The 16,056-nt window shown below is 69.5% G+C and carries 17 protein-coding genes; 7 read left to right on the top strand and 10 right to left on the bottom strand.

From position 1 onward, the window contains the following. Nucleotides 1-48: 48 nt before the first annotated feature. The 3 genes from ABT367_RS03885 to ABT367_RS03875 all read left to right on the top strand — a co-directional run bounded on the left by ABT367_RS03885 (nucleotide 49) and on the right by ABT367_RS03875 (nucleotide 3,356). Nucleotides 49-387, top strand: coding sequence for a DUF3817 domain-containing protein (locus ABT367_RS03885; RefSeq protein ID WP_352249268.1), 339 nt, complete (start codon nucleotides 49-51; stop codon nucleotides 385-387). 96 nt (nucleotides 388-483) lie between these two features. After that, nucleotides 484-2,184, top strand: a complete 1,701-nt coding sequence (locus tag ABT367_RS03880; protein WP_352249266.1) for an acyl-CoA mutase large subunit family protein — start codon at nucleotides 484-486, stop codon at nucleotides 2,182-2,184. 131 nt (nucleotides 2,185-2,315) lie between these two features. Next, nucleotides 2,316-3,356, top strand: coding sequence for a glycoside hydrolase family 6 protein (locus ABT367_RS03875; RefSeq protein WP_352249264.1), 1,041 nt, complete (start codon nucleotides 2,316-2,318; stop codon nucleotides 3,354-3,356). A gap of 98 nt (nucleotides 3,357-3,454) precedes the next feature. Here ABT367_RS03875 and ABT367_RS03870 read toward each other — a convergent pair whose 3' ends face one another. The 7 genes from ABT367_RS03870 to ABT367_RS03840 form a co-directional block, all read right to left on the bottom strand. Continuing rightward, nucleotides 3,455-5,413 carry a kelch motif-containing protein gene (locus ABT367_RS03870; protein WP_352249263.1) on the bottom strand — a complete coding sequence of 653 codons (1,959 nt, stop codon included), beginning with the start codon at nucleotides 5,411-5,413 and terminating at the stop codon, nucleotides 3,455-3,457. A 3-nt stretch (nucleotides 5,414-5,416) separates the two neighbouring features. Next, the gene (locus ABT367_RS03865) at nucleotides 5,417-7,228 is read right to left on the bottom strand and encodes a glycosyltransferase family 2 protein (protein WP_352249261.1); all 1,812 of its coding nucleotides are present in this window, start codon (nucleotides 7,226-7,228) and stop codon (nucleotides 5,417-5,419) included. Between the two features lie 160 nt (nucleotides 7,229-7,388). Next, nucleotides 7,389-8,000, bottom strand: a complete 612-nt coding sequence (locus ABT367_RS03860; RefSeq protein WP_352249432.1) for a TetR/AcrR family transcriptional regulator — start codon at nucleotides 7,998-8,000, stop codon at nucleotides 7,389-7,391. Nucleotides 8,001-8,137: 137 nt separating this feature from the next. Further along, a complete protein-coding gene (locus ABT367_RS03855) occupies nucleotides 8,138-8,818 on the bottom strand; it encodes a DUF4166 domain-containing protein (RefSeq protein WP_352249259.1) in 681 nt (226 codons plus the stop codon). Continuing rightward, nucleotides 8,818-9,582: a hypothetical protein gene (locus tag ABT367_RS03850; RefSeq protein WP_352249257.1), complete on the bottom strand. Its 765-nt coding sequence runs from the start codon at nucleotides 9,580-9,582 to the stop codon at nucleotides 8,818-8,820. The genes ABT367_RS03855 and ABT367_RS03850 overlap by 1 nt, the downstream gene beginning before the upstream one ends. Nucleotides 9,583-9,727: 145 nt before the next feature. Beyond that, nucleotides 9,728-10,024, bottom strand: coding sequence for an MTH1187 family thiamine-binding protein (locus ABT367_RS03845; protein ID WP_352249255.1), 297 nt, complete (start codon nucleotides 10,022-10,024; stop codon nucleotides 9,728-9,730). Beyond that, on the bottom strand, nucleotides 10,021-10,365 hold the full coding sequence (locus ABT367_RS03840; RefSeq protein WP_352249254.1) for a DUF3817 domain-containing protein: 345 nt from the start codon (nucleotides 10,363-10,365) through the stop codon (nucleotides 10,021-10,023). Before ABT367_RS03840 ends, ABT367_RS03845 begins: the two co-directional genes overlap by 4 nt. A gap of 98 nt (nucleotides 10,366-10,463) precedes the next feature. On the opposite strand from ABT367_RS03840, the gene ABT367_RS03835 reads away from it, so the two are divergent. The 4 genes from ABT367_RS03835 (at nucleotide 10,464) to ABT367_RS03820 (ending at nucleotide 13,097) form a co-directional block, all read left to right on the top strand. Next, nucleotides 10,464-11,102, top strand: a complete 639-nt coding sequence (locus tag ABT367_RS03835; protein WP_352249252.1) for an AIM24 family protein — start codon at nucleotides 10,464-10,466, stop codon at nucleotides 11,100-11,102. After that, a complete protein-coding gene (locus tag ABT367_RS03830) occupies nucleotides 11,102-11,752 on the top strand; it encodes an AIM24 family protein (RefSeq protein WP_352249250.1) in 651 nt (216 codons plus the stop codon). The genes ABT367_RS03835 and ABT367_RS03830 overlap by 1 nt, the downstream gene beginning before the upstream one ends. Then, nucleotides 11,749-12,519, top strand: coding sequence for an AIM24 family protein (locus ABT367_RS03825; protein ID WP_352249249.1), 771 nt, complete (start codon nucleotides 11,749-11,751; stop codon nucleotides 12,517-12,519). The genes ABT367_RS03830 and ABT367_RS03825 overlap by 4 nt, the downstream gene beginning before the upstream one ends. Before the next feature lie 98 nt (nucleotides 12,520-12,617). Beyond that, entirely contained in the window at nucleotides 12,618-13,097 is a 480-nt protein-coding gene (locus ABT367_RS03820; protein ID WP_352249248.1) for a MarR family winged helix-turn-helix transcriptional regulator, read from the top strand. Here the strand turns inward: ABT367_RS03820 and ABT367_RS03815 are convergent. From ABT367_RS03815 to ABT367_RS03805, 3 genes are read right to left on the bottom strand one after another with little or no spacing between them, the layout of a single operon-like run. Then, nucleotides 13,094-14,527 (bottom strand): sensor histidine kinase, encoded by a 1,434-nt coding sequence (locus ABT367_RS03815; protein WP_352249246.1) that lies wholly within the window; start codon nucleotides 14,525-14,527, stop codon nucleotides 13,094-13,096. The two genes, ABT367_RS03820 and ABT367_RS03815, sit on opposite strands and share 4 nt — an antisense overlap. After that, entirely contained in the window at nucleotides 14,524-15,195 is a 672-nt protein-coding gene (locus tag ABT367_RS03810; protein ID WP_352249244.1) for a response regulator transcription factor, read from the bottom strand. Before ABT367_RS03810 ends, ABT367_RS03815 begins: the two co-directional genes overlap by 4 nt. A gap of 35 nt (nucleotides 15,196-15,230) precedes the next feature. After that, nucleotides 15,231-15,848, bottom strand: a complete 618-nt coding sequence (locus tag ABT367_RS03805; RefSeq protein WP_352249242.1) for a TetR/AcrR family transcriptional regulator — start codon at nucleotides 15,846-15,848, stop codon at nucleotides 15,231-15,233. Nucleotides 15,849-16,056 lie beyond the last annotated feature (208 nt).

Genomic DNA, 16,056 nt, shown 5'->3' with positions numbered 1-16,056 from the left:
CCGCACCCGCGCAAAGATCGCGCAAACCGGACGGTTACCCTCGTCCGTATGAAGAAGAGCGTCCTGACCCGCTACCGCGCCCTCGCCTACATCACGGGTGTCCTGCTCGTCCTGCTGACCCTCGGCATGATCGGCAAGTACGCCCTGGACATGGACGGCGCCGCGGACTTCACCAAGGTCGTCAGCATCGCGCACGGCTGGCTCTACGTCGTGTACCTGGTCTTCGCCTTCGACCTGGGCTCCAAGGCCCGGTGGCCCGTCGGCAAGCAGCTGTGGGTGCTGATCGCGGGCACCATCCCGACCGCCGCCTTCTTCGTCGAGCGCAAGGTCTCCCGCGAGCTGGAGCCCCACTTCACCGAGGACGGCCCCGCGGTCGCCAAGGCCTGAGGCCTTACGCAACCTCCGCGGCACCCCACCCCCGTGGCGCGCGCCACGGGGGTCGGCCATCGACATTTACTAGGACGTCCTAGTAAATTCGAAGGTATGGACGCTGACGCGATCGAAGAGGGCCGCCGCCGCTGGCAGGCCCGGTACGACAAGGCCCGCAAGCGCGACGCCGACTTCACCACGCTCTCCGGCGACCCGGTCGAGCCGGTCTACGGGCCGCGTCCGGGCGATGCCTACGAGGGCTTCGAGCGCATCGGCTGGCCCGGCGAATACCCGTACACACGCGGTCTGCACGCGACCGGCTACCGCGGCCGGACGTGGACGATCCGCCAGTTCGCGGGCTTCGGCAACGCCGAGCAGACCAACGAGCGCTACAAGATGATCCTGGCGAACGGCGGCGGCGGTCTGTCCGTCGCGTTCGACATGCCGACCCTGATGGGCCGCGACTCCGACGAAGCGCGCTCGCTCGGCGAGGTCGGGCACTGCGGTGTGGCGATCGACTCGGCCGCCGACATGGAGGTCCTGTTCAAGGACATCCCGCTCGGCGACGTCACGACCTCGATGACGATCAGCGGCCCGGCCGTCCCGGTGTTCTGCATGTACCTGGTCGCGGCCGAGCGCCAGGGCGTGGACCCGGCGGTGCTCAACGGCACGCTGCAGACGGACATCTTCAAGGAGTACATCGCGCAGAAGGAGTGGCTCTTCCAGCCGGAGCCGCATCTGCGTCTGATCGGCGACCTGATGGAGTACACCTCCGTCGGCATCCCCGCGTACAAGCCGCTCTCGGTCTCCGGCTATCACATCCGTGAGGCGGGGGCGACGGCCGCACAGGAGCTGGCGTACACCCTCGCGGACGGCTTCGGTTACGTGGAGCTCGGCCTGAGCCGCGGCCTCGACGTCGACGTCTTCGCGCCCGGCCTGTCCTTCTTCTTCGACGCGCATGTCGACTTCTTCGAGGAGATCGCCAAGTTCCGTGCGGCGCGCCGCATTTGGGCGCGCTGGATGAAGGAGGTGTACGGGGCGCAGTCCGACAAGGCGCAGTGGCTGCGGTTCCACACGCAGACGGCCGGGGTGTCGCTGACCGCGCAGCAGCCGTACAACAACGTGGTGCGTACGGCGGTCGAGGCGCTCGCCGCGGTGCTCGGCGGCACGAACTCGCTGCACACCAACGCCCTCGACGAGACCCTCGCGCTGCCGAGCGAGCAGGCCGCCGAGATCGCGCTGCGCACGCAGCAGGTCCTGATGGAGGAGACCGGCGTCGCCAACGTGGCGGACCCACTGGGCGGCTCCTGGTACATCGAGCAGCTCACGGACCGGATCGAGGCCGACGCCGAGAAGATCTTCGAGCAGATCAAGGAGCGGGGCCTGCGCGCCCACCCCGACGGTCAGCACCCGATCGGCCCGATCACCTCCGGGATTCTGCGCGGGATCGAGGACGGCTGGTTCACGGGCGAGATCGCCGAGTCCGCCTTCCAGTACCAGCGCTCGCTCGAGAAGGGCGACAAGCGGGTCGTCGGCGTGAACTGCCACACCGGCTCGGTCACCGGCGACCTGGAGATCCTGCGGGTCTCGCACGAGGTGGAGCGCGAGCAGGTGCGCATCCTCGCCGACCGCAAGGCGGGCCGTGACGACGCGCGCGTCCAGGCCGCCCTCGCCGCGATGCTCGCGTCCGCGCGGGACGGCTCCAACATGATCGTGCCGATGATCGAGGCGGTACGGGCCGAGGCCACGCTCGGCGAGATCTGCGGGGTGCTGCGGGACGAGTGGGGCGTGTACACGGAGCCGGCCGGGTTCTGAGTTCCTTTTCCTGTACGACACCGGGGGCGCTCTTCCCATACGGAGGGGCGCCCCCGGTGTCGTGACCTGCCGATACGTGCCCGTTATGTAACGATTGCCCGGTCCCATGCGACCGTCCTCAAGGGGTCCGGATGACCGCCCGCAACGCCCGCACCATCCGCGGCAGGCTGGCCATCGCCGCCGCGATCAGCGCTTCGCTCGCCCTGACCACCGCATGTTCCGGCGGCACCAAGGACGCCGGCCAGGCCTCCGACGCCCGTGAGGCCGCCCTCGTCCAATCGCCGCAGAAACCGGCCGGCACACCGTTCTGGATCGACCCGAACAGCCCGGCCGCCCAGCAGGTCGAGCAGTGGCAGCAGAGCGGCCGTGCCTCGGACGCCGAGGTGCTGCGGCGGATCGCCGACCAGCCGCTCGCCGTATGGCCCGCCGGCGACGAGCCGGGATGGCAGATCAAGGCGGCGCGCGACGGGGCCGCCAAGACCAACAGCACGATGGTCCTGGTCGCGTACAACATCCCGCACCGCGACTGCGGGCAGCACTCGGCCGGCGGTGCGCACAGCGAGGCGTTCTACCGGCAGTGGATCGGCGCCTTCGCCGACAACATCGAGGACAAGAAGGCCATCGTCATCCTGGAGCCGGACGCGCTGCCGCATGTGGCGGACGGCTGCACCCCGGCCGAGTACCACGAGCAGCGCTTCCGGCTGATCTCCGAGGCCGTCGCCCGCCTGAAGAAGCAGCCGAACACCAAGGTCTACCTGGACGCCGGCAACCCTGAGTGGATCAGGAACCCCGGCGATCTCGCTCAGCCGCTGTGGCGTTCGGGCATCGCGCAGGCCGACGGGTTCGCGCTCAATGTGTCCAATTTCCAGCCGACCGCCGAGAACATCGCGTACGGGCGCAAGCTCTCCGCCCTCGTCGGCGACAAGCACTTCGTGATCGACACCAGCCGCAACGGCAACGGTCCGCTGCCCGGCCGCGGCGGCGAGGCCTGGTGCAACCCGCCGGGCCGTGCGCTCGGTGCCGCGCCCACGACGAAGACCGGCGACAAGCTGGTGGACGCCTTCCTGTGGATCAAGCGGCCCGGTGAGTCGGACGGCGAGTGCCGGGGCGGACCGCCGGCCGGCAAGTGGTGGCCGGACTACGCGCTCGGTCTCGCCCGCAACTCCAGGTAGCGGCACAGGAAGCGGAACCCGGAGCAGCCCACGGGAAACGGCCCGTCCCCCTCTCGCCAGAGGGGACGGGCCGTTTCGTATGGGGGGTGATCCGGTGGCTACTTCTCCACGTGGATCCACTGCGCCTCGGACGGGGTGCCCTCGCCGTCCACACCGAAGACCATGTACCAGCCGGGCGGGACCAGGGTCCGGTCCTTCGGCACGGTGACCGTGACGGAGTCCTTGGTCTTGGTCATGTCCAGGGCGATGGAGCGCTGTTCGACGTCCGTGGTGTGCGTGACCGCGCTCGGCCGCATCAGCCGCGCCTTGACGATCTTGTCGGGCGCCGGTGACCTGAAGGTCGCCTTCCCCTTCGCGTCGGGCTCCCGCGGCCCGTCGGTGAGCTGCGGGCGGCTCTCCTTGTCGCGGTAGAGGTACGGCGGCGTGTAGACCTCCATCCGCTGCTCGAACTTGCCGAGCTTGGTGTTGTCCTTGTCGCCGAAGAGCGAGTCGGAGCCGAAGGTGGCCACGCGCCCGTCGGGCAGCAGGAGCGCCTCGGAGTGGTAGTTGCGGCCGACGGTGGGTTCGGCGGCCGTACGGAAGCGGTCCTCGGACGGGTCGTAGAACTGGGCCTTGAGGATGTTGGACGCGCCCCGGCCCCGGTAGTCGTACGAGCCTCCGCTGGTGAAGACGGTGTCGTCCGGCATGATCACGCTGTTCAAATAGCGTGTGCCCTGCGGGAGTTGGGGTCCGGTCTTGAAAGCGGGGTCGTCCTCCTTGAGGTCGATCACGGCGGTGCGCGCGGTCGCCTTCTCGGACTCGCCGACCCCGCCGCCGCCGAGGATCATCACCTTCTGGTCCTGCGCCGGCGGAAGGAGCAGCGAGGCGGAGGTCTCGGTCTGGTCCATGTCCTCGAGGCCCGGGACCTTCTCGAAGGTGTTCTTCTCCAGGTCCCACAGGCCGGGCTCGCGGCCCTTCTCCGCGGGTCCGTAACCGGCGTTGGAGGCCGGGTAGAAGAGCTTGCCGCCCTTGGTGAGGAAGAGCGCGGGATACGTGGGGAAGTAGCGGAAGGGGCCCTTCTTCCACTTCTTGGTCGACGGATCGTAGATCTCGTTGTCACCGGGGTCGACCACGCCGACCTCGTCGAGTCCGGAGACCGCGAGCACCTTGCCGTCCTGGAGCGTCACCAGGGTCGGGTACCAGCGGGCCTTCGCCATCGGGTCCACCGGGATGTACTTCTCGGCCACGGGATCGAATTCGTACGCGGCCCGGATGCCCTGGAAGTCCTGCTTCTCCATGTCGATCTTCTCGGTGAGGCCGTAGACGTTGTCCGCGTCCTTGCCCTCGAGCCCGACGATCTCGTACTGCGCCTGCTTCTTGGCGACCGATCCGGGCCCTTCCTGGACGGCCTCCACGAAGACCCGCTCCTCGGCGGCCTGCACCTTGGTCTTCCAGGGCTTCATCGCCCCGCTCTTGGTGTACGCGATGTCGAACTTGCGCTTCGCCTTGGGGATCTTCACGTCGAAGCGGCTGACGTACTCGGCGCCGGAGGGAGAGCGGAAGCGGGTGCCCTTCTTGAGGGTCACTTCCTTGTCGGGGCTCTCGTTCTTCACCCGCATCAGGCCGCCGGCCCGGGTGACCGCGCCGTCGAGCACCTCGTAGCGCGCGGTGCCGCCCGCCACCAGGAGCCGTCCGTCGGCGAGTTGGGTGTGGCCGGAGCAGAAGAAGTCCTCGGGGGTGGGGATCTTCTTGAAGGAGTCGTCCGCGGGGTTCCACAGAATCGTGTCGAAGGTGCCCGCGTCGAAGTTCTTCTGGCTGTTCCCGGAGCCCGCGACGATCAGCACTTTGCCGGTGTGCAGCAGCGCCGCGTGAATGGCGTTCGTCCGGTACTCCTTGGGCACGTCGACCGTGCTCCAGGAGCCGTACTGCTTCTTGTAACCGGGCTGGGAGATCTTGTAGTCGTGGTACTGCTCCTCGGCGAAACCCACGGCCGCCGGAGCGTTCAGACCGGCGAGCAGCACGACGGCCCCGGCGCCCATCACCGTCTTCTTCTGGCGTTTGGTCGGTGAGAACGGCATGGGTCAGTTGCCTCCTGTCGTGCTGCTGGAAACGGGGTTGCCGGTGGAGACACTGGCCTGGGAGAGCTGCCCGGAGCCGGTCACGGTGCTCGTGGCGAGCGCGGGCTCGACCTCGATCTCGTGCTTCCCCGCGCGCAGGGCACGCCGCCGGCGCACCTCGCCGAAGGCCCAGACCACGACCGGGGCCAGCGAGATGGCCAGGGCGAGGAAGGCCCAGGTGCGCATGGCCACATGGGTGTGGCCGAGCACGAAGGACGCGACCAGGGACGTGGCGAGGATCGCCGCCCAGAAGAGATGGATACGGAAGGTGAGCACCCGGTCCGGGGAGGCATCGCCGCCCTTGGGCGTGACGACGAAGCGGCTCGGGCGGCGCAGGACCGCCTCGCCGAGCGACTTGGCGTAGATCGGCGCGGAGAGCGCGGACATCGCCATACCGGCGAGGCCTCCGGAGCCCTCGGGTTCGTGCGGGGAGACGTTGTGGCGGCGGTTCCACAGGTACAGGCCGACCTGGAGGGCGGCCGCGTCGCTGTAGAGCATCAGCCAGATGGAGGCCGCGACCTGCGTACCGGAGGCGCCGAACCACAGGAACAGCACACAACTGAGAATGCCGAGCACCCAGTTGACGGCTGTCATGGGGTAGTAGACGAGCATCAGCGAGTAGTTGAAGAGCCGCCCCGGAGGCATCCGGAAAGGGGCCTTCCAGTACTGCTTGAACAGCGTCTCGTACGTACCGCGCGACCAGCGCATCTGCTGGGTGAAGAAGTCCGTCCAGGACTCCGGGCCCTCACCGACCGCGAGCACGTCCGGCGTGTAGACGGAGCGCCAGTAGTGGCCGGTGAGCGGGTTCTTCGTACGGTGCAGCTCGAAGCCGGTGGCCATGTCCTCGGTGATCGAGTCGTAGAGCCCGCCGACCTGCTTGACCGCGGCGATCCGTACGGCGTTGTTGGTGCCCACGAACATCGGGGCGCGGTAGCGGTTGCCCGCCCGCTGGATCAGCGCGTGGAAGAGGAACTGCTGGGATTCGGCGGCCTTGGTGACGGCCGGCTGGTAGTTGCCGTAGACCTGCGGGCCGACGACGAAGGCGATGTCCGGGTCACGGAAGTAACCGAGCATCCGCTCCAGGAAGTTGGGCATCGGCACGTGGTCGGTGTCGACCGAGGCGAAGAACTCGTAGTCCTTGCCGTGCATCGCCAGCCACGCGTTGTAGTTCCCGTGCTTGGTCTTCGCCTTGTGGACGCCCTTGTCGCGGTTCCACTCCGGGACGCCCTTGCGCGTGAAGTGCTTGACGCCCAGCTCGGCGCAGAGCGCCTTCGCCTCGGGATCGTCGCCCTCGTCGAGCAGCCAGACGTCCAGGTGCCCGTCGTGGCGCATCTGCATGGCGCCCTCGAGAGTGCCGCGCACCATGGATATGGGTTCCTTGCCGGGCACGTACGTCGTCAGAAAGGCGACGCGGGTACCGGGCTCGGCCCGTACGGGTACCGGATCGCGGGCGACCATCGTCGCGTGCGCGATGGAGACGACGTTGATCAGCATGAACAGCTCGATCAGTCCGATCGCCACGAGCATCGTGACGTCCAGATAGACCAGCCAGCGGTCGCCGCCCTCGCGCTGGGTCCAGTGCGTGGGCCAGACGAGATAGACGAGCAGGATGCCGGTGAGCACCGGCGCCAGGGTCATGAGCAGGACGGCGCGTATTCGATGCGGCTCACGCGAGAGGAGCTTCGTGTACTGCACCCGGTAGGCGGCTCCGTCCGGCTCGGTGAGCGGCCCGGCTATCCGGCTGTGGGTGTCGTAGTCGTAGCCCTCCGGCCGCACAGCGCCCTCCTCGAGATCGTTCCGATCGCTCTGATCGAACGAGCCAATAACCCCACAAAAGAGGAGAAATCCGGGCGTGTCGACCGGAGGGAGACCGGACGGGGCCGAGCGTGCGCTTTTTGATCCTGTACGGAGTCCTTGGCGGGCTTGCGAGTTGCGATCACGCGGTGCGGGTGGACCGCCGCAGCCGGTGGCGCACCGCGCGCTGGGCGAGGGGGCCGAGGTCCTCGACGGCGGCGGCGAGCACGGACAGCTGCTCCAGGGCGGCCAGGGCGCGCTCCGCGCCTTCCGGGTCGACGCCTTCGTACAGCTCGATGCCGACGAACGAGGCGCTCACGGCCCGCGCGAGCCCCACCGGATCGGCGAACTCACCGAGCGGGCTCGCGCTCAGGACCCTGACGAGGACCTTCTCGATCTCGGCGATCCACAGATCGAGCCCGGCGGAGGTGGCGGGCGCGAGCGGCCGATGGGTCTGGGCCCCGGCGAGCAGCTGGGCGAGCACCGCCACATGCCCGCCGGCCCGCTCCTGCTCATGCATCTCGCGCCCGAAGGCGATCAGTTCGGAGAGGGTGGAGATCGCGTCGAGGCGCTCGCGGTAGAGCGCGACCCGCTCCCGGGAGCCGTGCCGGCAGGCGGCCGCGAGCAGCTCGTCGACCGAGCCGAAGTGGTAGAAGACCAGCGCCTGGTTGACCCCGGCGGCGGCCGCGACGGTCCGCGCGGAGGTCTTCGCGATGCCCTGCTCGACGAGGGTCGCCAGGGCGCCCTCGATCAGCTTCTGCTTGGTCTCGGCGCTCTTGGCGGCCTTGGCCGCGGCCGCCTGGGCAGCCTTGCCGGCGGTGCCGGCGGTCCCGGCGGTCCCGGCGCGCTCGGCGGTCCCGGCGCGCTCGGCCTCGGCCGGCTTGCGGGGCGTCACGCGCGGGCCTCTTCGCGTACGGGGCGCAGCCCCGGCCGTACGCCGCCGTCGCGGACCTCCCTGTACGTGGCCGTGAAGGAACCCTCGTACCCGAAGAGGGGTCCGAAGTGCCGGTTCACGACGCGCACCCGGATCCGGAAGCGGCCGCTCTCCTCGTCGTACGACTCCCTGACCTCGGCGTCGCCGCCGATCAGGGACGGCACACGGACGTCGACCGGGCCCTCACGGAAGCGGTGGATGCCGGAGCGGATGACGAGACCGCCCTTGCCGTCCGTGGACGGATGCAGATCGGAGGCGAGGTGCTGATGCGTGCCGAGGTAGTCGAGGATGCGGTCGCCGTGCGGTCCGAGGACCATCTGGGCGTCGAAGCGGCGCGGCCCGCCGGGCAGCTGGAAGGTGCGCACGAAGCTGACGGTCTCGCGGCCGTAGGTGTCGGCGTACGGCACGTTCTCGATGGTGAACGGGATGGCGCGCCCCTCGCGCGGGACCAGGATGTTGCGGGTCGTGCCGAGCGCGAGGAAGGGCTTGACGTGCCGGCCGCCGTGCCAGATGCGGTCCATGACACCGCGTCCGGTGCAGGCCTCGCCGCTCGTCAGGCCGACGGAGAAGCGGCGCTGCAGCTGCGGGTGGAGGCGCTCGAAGTCGGCGCCCATGACGGTGCGGAAGATCGAGGTCATCACAGGTCCTTGGGGGTGGGAAGGGCGGCGAGCAGCGCGGGGGCCGTCCGCACGGAGGGGACACGGCGGCAGCGGCGGGCGGCCGGGGTGTGCGGCAGCGGCGGCATGAAGAGCAGCAGCGGGACGGCGATCAGCGGGACGAGGGCGACCCCGTAGCCGAGCCACGGCAGCGCCCACAGGATTACGGCGTACGGCAACCCGCCGAAGGCGCCGAGCAGCCCCGCGATCAGGAACACCCGCAGGAGAGCTTCGGTGAGCCAGCGCACCAGCGACCGGCGCGGAGTGATGTCCTCCTCCAGCCACAGCCGCAGCCGGTCGAAGGACCAGGCGGTGGCCCAGCCCATCAGCGGACGGAAGACGAGACGGTCGGCGACCTCGCCGAAGCGTCCCCAGCGCGGCGTGTAGTCGTAGCCGGTGAGGAAGCGGACGCCGTCGCCGTCGGGCACGTAGCGCCAGTAGCCGCTGCCGTCCTTCAGGAGCGAGAGCGGGTGCGGCGAGGAGAACCGGAGCGCGGAGGTCCGGGTGCCGTCGGGGCGGTGCTTCTCACCGGCGCTGACCCCGGTGCCGGCCACGGTCAGGAACGGCAGGACGCGCGTCGCGTACCGGAACCGCTGCGGCTCGCCCGCCGCCTTCGGCAGGTAGTCGATCGAGGTGAAGCGGAGGTCCCAGCGCCGGTGTTCGGCCGGGTCCTGGGTGCGCTCCCAGAGCTCGTCCATGTCGGCACGTATCCGGGCCTCGATGTACAGCCCCTTGGTCGCCGCCATCTCGAACCCCCTGGTGAAGTGCGTCTTGAGCGAGTGCTCAACATCAAGGTACACAGCTGTTGAGCAAGTGCTCAAACAGGGGGTACGAGAAAACCCCGGCCCATCAGGGCCGGGGTTCTCCCGAATTCCTCGCACGCGGAGCGCGCTACTGGTCCAGATACCGCTGCACCGTCTCGGCCTTCGAGGTCAGACCGTCCGTCACCCCCGGGCGGATGTCCGCCTTCATCACGACGGAGACCCGCGGCGCACGCGCCTCGACGGCGGCGACCGCGCGCTTGATCACATCCATCACCTCGTCCCAGGTCTCCCCCTCGACGGACGTGAACATCGCGTCGGTGCGGTACGGGAGGCCGGAGTCGCGGACGACACGGACGGCGTCGGCGACGTACTCCCCGACTTCCTCGCCGACACCGAGCGGCGTGACCGAGAACGCGACGATCATGCGCCGACGACCCCTTCGCGGCGGGCGCGGGAGGCCATCACCGCGGACTCGGCCTCGCGCTTGAGCTTGCGCTCGGCGTAGAAGCCGCCGAAGGGCAGCACGGAGAGCACGAAGTACAGGGCGGCGGTCTTCAGGTCCCACTTGGTGCGGTTCCAGGCGTCCAGCCAGAACAGCACGTACAGGACGAAGAGCAGGCCGTGGATCGCGCCCATCACCGGGACGGCGTTGAACTCCGTGGTGCGCTTGAGCACCGAGCAGACGAGCAGCAGCAGGAAGGACACGGCCTCCGGCGCGGAGACGAGTCGGAGACGGCTGAGCGCTGAGGCGGTCTTGATGTCCACTGGAGGGCACCTTCGAGACAGGGGTCAGGGTCCTCTCAGGGTACGGATCCGACTTCTGCCCCTGTCGGCGGGTATGCCCTGACGGCTAACGTCACCCCGTGGCAACGTTCCGACTCCAAGGCAGCAAGGTGCTCGCCGTCGACCTGTCCGGCGACGCCGTGAAGGCGAAGAACGGCGCGATGGTCGCCTACGACGGCCAGATGGCGTTCAAGAAACTCTCCGGGGGTGGCGAGGGCATACGCGGCATGGTGACGCGCCGGCTGACCGGCGAGCAGATGGTGCTGATGGAGGTGAAGGGGCACGGCACGTGCTTCTTCGCCGACCGCGCCTCCGAGATCAACCTCGTCAACCTCCACAACGACAAGCTCTACGTCGAGGCCAGCAACCTGCTGGCCACGGACGCGGGTCTGCGCACGGGCACGAGCTTCACGGGCATGCGCGGCGCGACCTCGGGCAACGGTCTTTTCACCACGACCATCGAGGGCACGGGCCAGGCGGCCCTGATGTCCGACGGACCGGCCGTGGTCCTGCGGGTCTCGCCGCAGTACCCGCTGACCGTCGACCCGGGTGCGTACATCGCGCACCAGGGCAATGTGACCCAGTCCTTCCAGTCCGGCGTGACCTTCCGCACCTTCATGGGCGAGGGCGGCGGCGAGGCCTTCCAGGTCCGCTTCGAGGGCGACGGGCTCGTGTACGTGCAGCCGAGCGAGCGGAACACCATCGGGGGCGATGTCTGATGCCGTTCCGCGAGATCAACTCCAAGATGATCGAGGCTCAGATCGGGCCCGGACAGAAGCTGTTCTCCCAGCGCGGCGCGATGCTCGCGTACAAGGGGGATGTGACCTTCACGCCCAACATCCAGGGCGGCCAGGGCGGTATCGCCTCGATGATCGGCCGGCGCGTGGCCGGCGAGGCCACCCCGCTGATGACGGTCGAGGGCAGCGGAACGGTCATGTTCGGCCACGGCGGTCATCACATCCAGGTGATCGGCCTGACCGGAGACACCCTGTACGTGGAGGCCGACCGGCTGCTCGCCTTCGACGGGACGTTGCAGCAGGGCACGATGTTCATGGGCTCGCAGGGCGGGGTCATGGGCATGGTGCGCGGCCAGGTGACCGGGCAGGGCCTGTTCACCACCACGCTCAAGGGCCACGGTGCGGTGGCCGTGATGGCGCACGGCGGGGTCATCGAGATCCCGATCACCCCGCAGCGCCCGGTCCACGTCGACCCGCAGGCCTATGTCGCCCACCACGGCGACGTACGCAACAAGCTGTCCACCGCGCTCGGCTGGCGCGACATGGTGGGCCGCGGTTCGGGTGAGGCGTTCCAGCTAGAGCTGTCCGGCAACGGTGCGGTGTACGTCCAGGCCTCGGAGGAGAAGCTGTGACCGGCCCTGTGATCCACGACCCGCAGACCTTGCCGGTCGACGACAACGTCAATGCGTACACCTTCTGCGTGGAGCTCAAGGGGAGCCAGTGGTTCCTGCAGAAGGGCAAGATGATCGCCTATTACGGGTCGATCGAGTTCAACGGCATCGGGCACGGGCGCCTGGACCGCCTGGTCCGTACGTCCTTCCACTCACCGCTGCACGCGAGCGACTGGGTGGTGGCCGAGGGCAGCGGCAAGATGCTGCTCGCGGACCGCTCCTTCGACGTGAACTCGTACGACCTGGAGAACGGCAACCTGACGATCCGCTCCGGGAACCTGCTCGCGTACCAGCCGACCCTGGCCCTGAAGCAGTCGATCGTGCCGGGCTTCCTGACACTGATCGGGACCGGCAAGTTCGTGGCCGCGTCCAACGGTCCCGTGGTCTTCATGGAGCCGCCGATCCGCGTGGATCCGCAGGCGCTCGTCGGCTGGGCGGACTGCCCCTCGCCGTGCCACCACTACGACCACGGCTATATGACCGGCGTGATGGGCGGGGTGCGGGCGCTGACCGGGATCGGCGGGTCCTCCGGCGAGGAGCACCAGTTCGAGTTCGTCGGGGCCGGGACCGTCCTGCTGCAGTCCAGCGAGGCGCTCATGGCCGAGCAGGCGACCGGGCATGTGCCGCAGCAGGCAGGCGTGCCGGGCGGGCACGGGACGCCCGGTCAGCCCGGGGTGCCCCGGCTGCCGGGGCAGCTCGGAGGTCTGCAGCGGCGGTTCGGGCTCTGAACGCGACGGTTCGGGCTCTGAACGTGAACGGTAGTCTGCGGTGTGTGACGTCGCCCCACCGATGGTTCGAATTTCAACTTTCTAGGTAGAATCGATTCATGGAGACCGACAACGCCACCCCCCGCTGGCTCACCGAGGACGAGCAGTGCGCCTGGCGCACCTATCTCGCCGTGAACCGGCTCCTCACGTACCAGATGGAAAAGGATCTGCAGCCGTTCGGCCTGACGATGAACGACTACGAGATCCTGGTCAATCTCTCCGAGTCCGAGGACCTGCGGATGCGGATGAGCGATCTGGCCACCGCGACCCTGCAGTCCAAGAGCAGGCTCTCGCACCAGATCACGCGGATGGAGAACGCCGGGCTCGTACGCCGTGAGAACTGCGAGTCCGACCGCCGCGGTCTGTACGCGGTGCTCACGGACGAGGGCATGGCGACCATGAAGAAGGTCGCCCCGCACCATGTCGCCTCGGTGCGCAAGCACTACATCGACCTGATGACGCCCGAGACCCTCGCCTCGCTGCGTGCGACGCTCAAGCCGATCGCCGAGCATCTGCGCACGCAGCGCGGCAAGCCCTAGCCCTGCCCCTGGTCCAGGGGGAGTTCGACCCGGAACAGCGCCCCGCCGTCCGCCGAGACGCCGACACTCATGCGGCCTCCGTGGCGCTGCACCACATCACGGGCGATCGCGAGCCCGAGTCCGGCGCCGCCTTCGTCGCGCGTGCGTGCGTCGTCGAGGCGCACGAAGCGCTCGAAGATCCGCGCCCGCTCGGCCTCGGGGACGCCCGCGCCGTCGTCGGCGACGGCGAGGACCGCGTCCCCGCCTTCGGTGGTGAGGGTGACGGTGATACGGGAGCGGGCGTGGCGCTGCGCGTTGTCGACCAGGTTGCCGAGCACCCTGGCCAACTGGCCGCGCGATCCGTTCACTTCGACGCTCCCGTCCGCCTCCACCCGTACGGGGACCGCGTCCGCGACCCGCTGGGAGACCTCCTCGCGCACCAGCGCCGCGAGGTCGATCCGGGCGTCCGCCGGCCGCTCCCCCGCGTCCAGGCGCGCGAGCAGCAGCAGATCGGCGGCCAGCGCCTGCAGCCGTACGGTGTCCTCCACCGCGCCGTCCAGGTCCAGCAACTCCGGGTGGGCGGCGGCCACTTCGAGCTGGGTGCGCAGGGAGGCGATCGGGCTGCGCAGCTCGTGCGAGGCGTCGGCGACGAAGCGGCGCTGCCGCTCGACGCTCGCCTCCAGGGCGGCGAGGGTCTCGTTGGTGGTCTTCGCCAGGCGCGCGATCTCGTCATGCGTCCCGGGCTCGGGCACCCTGCGGCTCAGATCCTCGGACGCGGTGATCGCGGCCATCTCCTGACGGATGCCCTCCACCGGGCGCAGCGCGCGCTGGGTGGCGAGCCAGGTGACGCCGCCGACGATGATCACCAGGGCGGGCAGACCGATCAGCATCGAGGTCAGGGCGGTGCTCGCGGCACCCTCCGTGGCGCTGAGCGGGGCGCCCGAGTACACCTCGACCGTGGTGTCGTCCCGTGTGGTCACCTCGACGGCGGCGAACTGGTACTCCCCGCTCTCGCCGTCGACGGTGGCCTTGCCCTTGCCGTACCAGACGCGGTCGGAGATCTCGCCGACCTCGGGGTCGTCCTGGTCCCGGTCGTCGTCCTCCTCGTCCTGGTCGGGCGCGAGGGACGGCCGCGGCTTGACGGCGGCGACCCCGGTCCCGCTGACCGCCTCCAGATCCTCGCTCGCGGCCCGCAGCCGGTCCTCGCGGTCGATGACCTGGACCGGGTGGTCCTCGCTGTCGGGCAGTTCGAGGTTCGCGTACGGGGTTCCGGCGGCGAGCTGAGAGGCGACGCGGCGGGCGGCGGACTCGGCGGAGGCGGAGGCCTGTTCGGTGAGGTTGGCGCGCAGCGACAGGAACACCGCGGTGCCGGCGCCGATCAGGGCGATGGCGACGACGGTGGTGGCGCCGAGGGCGGCCCTGGCCCGTACGGAGGAGAAGAAACGCCTCATCGCTCGTCGCTCTCGAGCCGGTAGCCGGCGCCGCGCACGGTCTTGATCAGCTGGGCGCCGAGCTTGCGGCGCAGGGTGCTGACGTAGACCTCGACGATGTTCGGATCGCCTTCGTAGGCGAAGTCCCACACGTGCTCGAGGATCTCGCTCTTGGAGACGACCTCGCCCGCGCGGATGGAGAGCTGTTCCAGGACCGCGAACTCCTTCGCGGTGAGGGTGATCTCCTCGTCCCCCCGGTGCACACGCCGCGCGGCGGTGTCGACCCTGAACTCCCCGAGCTCGATCACGGGCGAGGCACTCCCGCTGCTGCCGCGCCTGCGGAGCAGCGCCTTGATCCGCGCCACGAGCACGACGTACGAGAACGGCTTGGTGAGGTAGTCGTCGGCCCCGGTGTCGAGCCCCTCGGCCTCGTCGTACTCGCCGTCCTTGGCGGTGAGCATCAGGATCGGTACGTCGTTGCCGGCGGCGCGCAGCGTGGAGCACACCCGGTACCCGTTCATGCCGGGCAGCATGATGTCGAGGATCAGCAGGTCGTACGGGTTCGCGCCGGCCATGTGCAGCCCTTCGAGCCCGTCGTGCACGACGTCCACGGCGTAGCCCTCGGCGGTCAGACCCTTGGCGAGGGAGACTGCGAGACGTTTTTCGTCCTCGACGATCAGCAGGCGCATACGCCAAGGATCGCAAAGTGCGGCTGAAGAGATCTTCAGGCGCCTTCCGCCCGTGTGCGCTCTCCCGCCAGGCGGCCCACCGCGACCGCGAGCGTGTCGCGGAGGTCGAGTTCGGGGTCGATGGCGGCATGGATGATCAGGCCGTCGATGAGGGCGAGCAGGGACTCGCCGAGCACGGCGCGCTCGGCCGCGGGCAGCTCCGGCCCCACAAGAGAGCCCAGCTCGACGGCGGAAGCACGCAGGCCCTCCACGCGTCGCGCGGCCAGCTCCGGCTGCCGCGCACCGGCGACGGCGAACTCCATGCTCGCCAGCAACCAGTCGCGGTGCGCGGTCATGGCGTCGGCCAGCCACTGCCCGATCCGGGCCGGCCGCTGTGCGGGATCGGACTGCGCCGCGCCGCGCAACCGCTCCATGACCTCGGCCGTGCGCTGCTGCGCGACCGTCAGGAACAGGTCGTCCTTGCTGGGGAAGTGGGCGTAGACGGCACCTTTGGTGAAGCCGGCCCGGGCGGCGATCGCATCGATGGAAGCACGCGTGTAGCCGAGCTCGCGGAACACCTCGTCCGCGGCGTCGAGCAGGGCGACCCGGGTCTCACGCCGACGCCGGTCGCGACTGGTCTCATAGGTGCCGGTCTCAGAAGGTGCCGGTCTCAAAGGTGCAGGTCTCCGAAGGGCGGGATCCGACATGAGTGATGCGTACGCGTGGACCGACTTGCTCCAGCCGCCGGGCGGGTCGGCGCACAGCGGTCCGCGGGCGCCGCTGCCCTATGCCGAAGCCGTCGGGCGGCTGAGCGCCGCGGCGGCGGCCGCGGGTGCCGAGACCGTCAGGGCCGTCCCGCGAGGCGCCGACCCTGACGGTCTC

The sequence above is a fragment of the Streptomyces mesophilus genome (assembly GCF_040300965.1).
In the GTDB taxonomy this organism is placed as follows: Bacteria; Actinomycetota; Actinomycetes; order Streptomycetales; family Streptomycetaceae; genus Streptomyces; species Streptomyces mesophilus_A.
Note: the sequence above shows the minus strand (reverse complement) of the source record. Positions and strands in the feature narration are given on the sequence as shown.

What these genes read in the sequence shown, in the direction of transcription:
- ABT367_RS03885 (WP_352249268.1), top strand. Translation starts at nt 49, where the DNA reads ATGAAGAAGAGCGTCCTGACCCGCTACCGCGCCCTCGCCTACATCACG.
- ABT367_RS03880 (WP_352249266.1), top strand. Translation starts at nt 484, where the DNA reads ATGGACGCTGACGCGATCGAAGAGGGCCGCCGCCGCTGGCAGGCCCGG.
- ABT367_RS03875 (WP_352249264.1), top strand. Translation starts at nt 2,316, where the DNA reads ATGACCGCCCGCAACGCCCGCACCATCCGCGGCAGGCTGGCCATCGCC.
- ABT367_RS03870 (WP_352249263.1), bottom strand. Translation starts at nt 5,413, where the DNA reads ATGCCGTTCTCACCGACCAAACGCCAGAAGAAGACGGTGATGGGCGCC.
- ABT367_RS03855 (WP_352249259.1), bottom strand. Translation starts at nt 8,818, where the DNA reads ATGACCTCGATCTTCCGCACCGTCATGGGCGCCGACTTCGAGCGCCTC.
- ABT367_RS03850 (WP_352249257.1), bottom strand. Translation starts at nt 9,582, where the DNA reads ATGGCGGCGACCAAGGGGCTGTACATCGAGGCCCGGATACGTGCCGAC.
- ABT367_RS03845 (WP_352249255.1), bottom strand. Translation starts at nt 10,024, where the DNA reads ATGATCGTCGCGTTCTCGGTCACGCCGCTCGGTGTCGGCGAGGAAGTC.
- ABT367_RS03830 (WP_352249250.1), top strand. Translation starts at nt 11,102, where the DNA reads ATGCCGTTCCGCGAGATCAACTCCAAGATGATCGAGGCTCAGATCGGG.
- ABT367_RS03820 (WP_352249248.1), top strand. Translation starts at nt 12,618, where the DNA reads ATGGAGACCGACAACGCCACCCCCCGCTGGCTCACCGAGGACGAGCAG.
- ABT367_RS03815 (WP_352249246.1), bottom strand. Translation starts at nt 14,527, where the DNA reads ATGAGGCGTTTCTTCTCCTCCGTACGGGCCAGGGCCGCCCTCGGCGCC.
- ABT367_RS03810 (WP_352249244.1), bottom strand. Translation starts at nt 15,195, where the DNA reads ATGCGCCTGCTGATCGTCGAGGACGAAAAACGTCTCGCAGTCTCCCTC.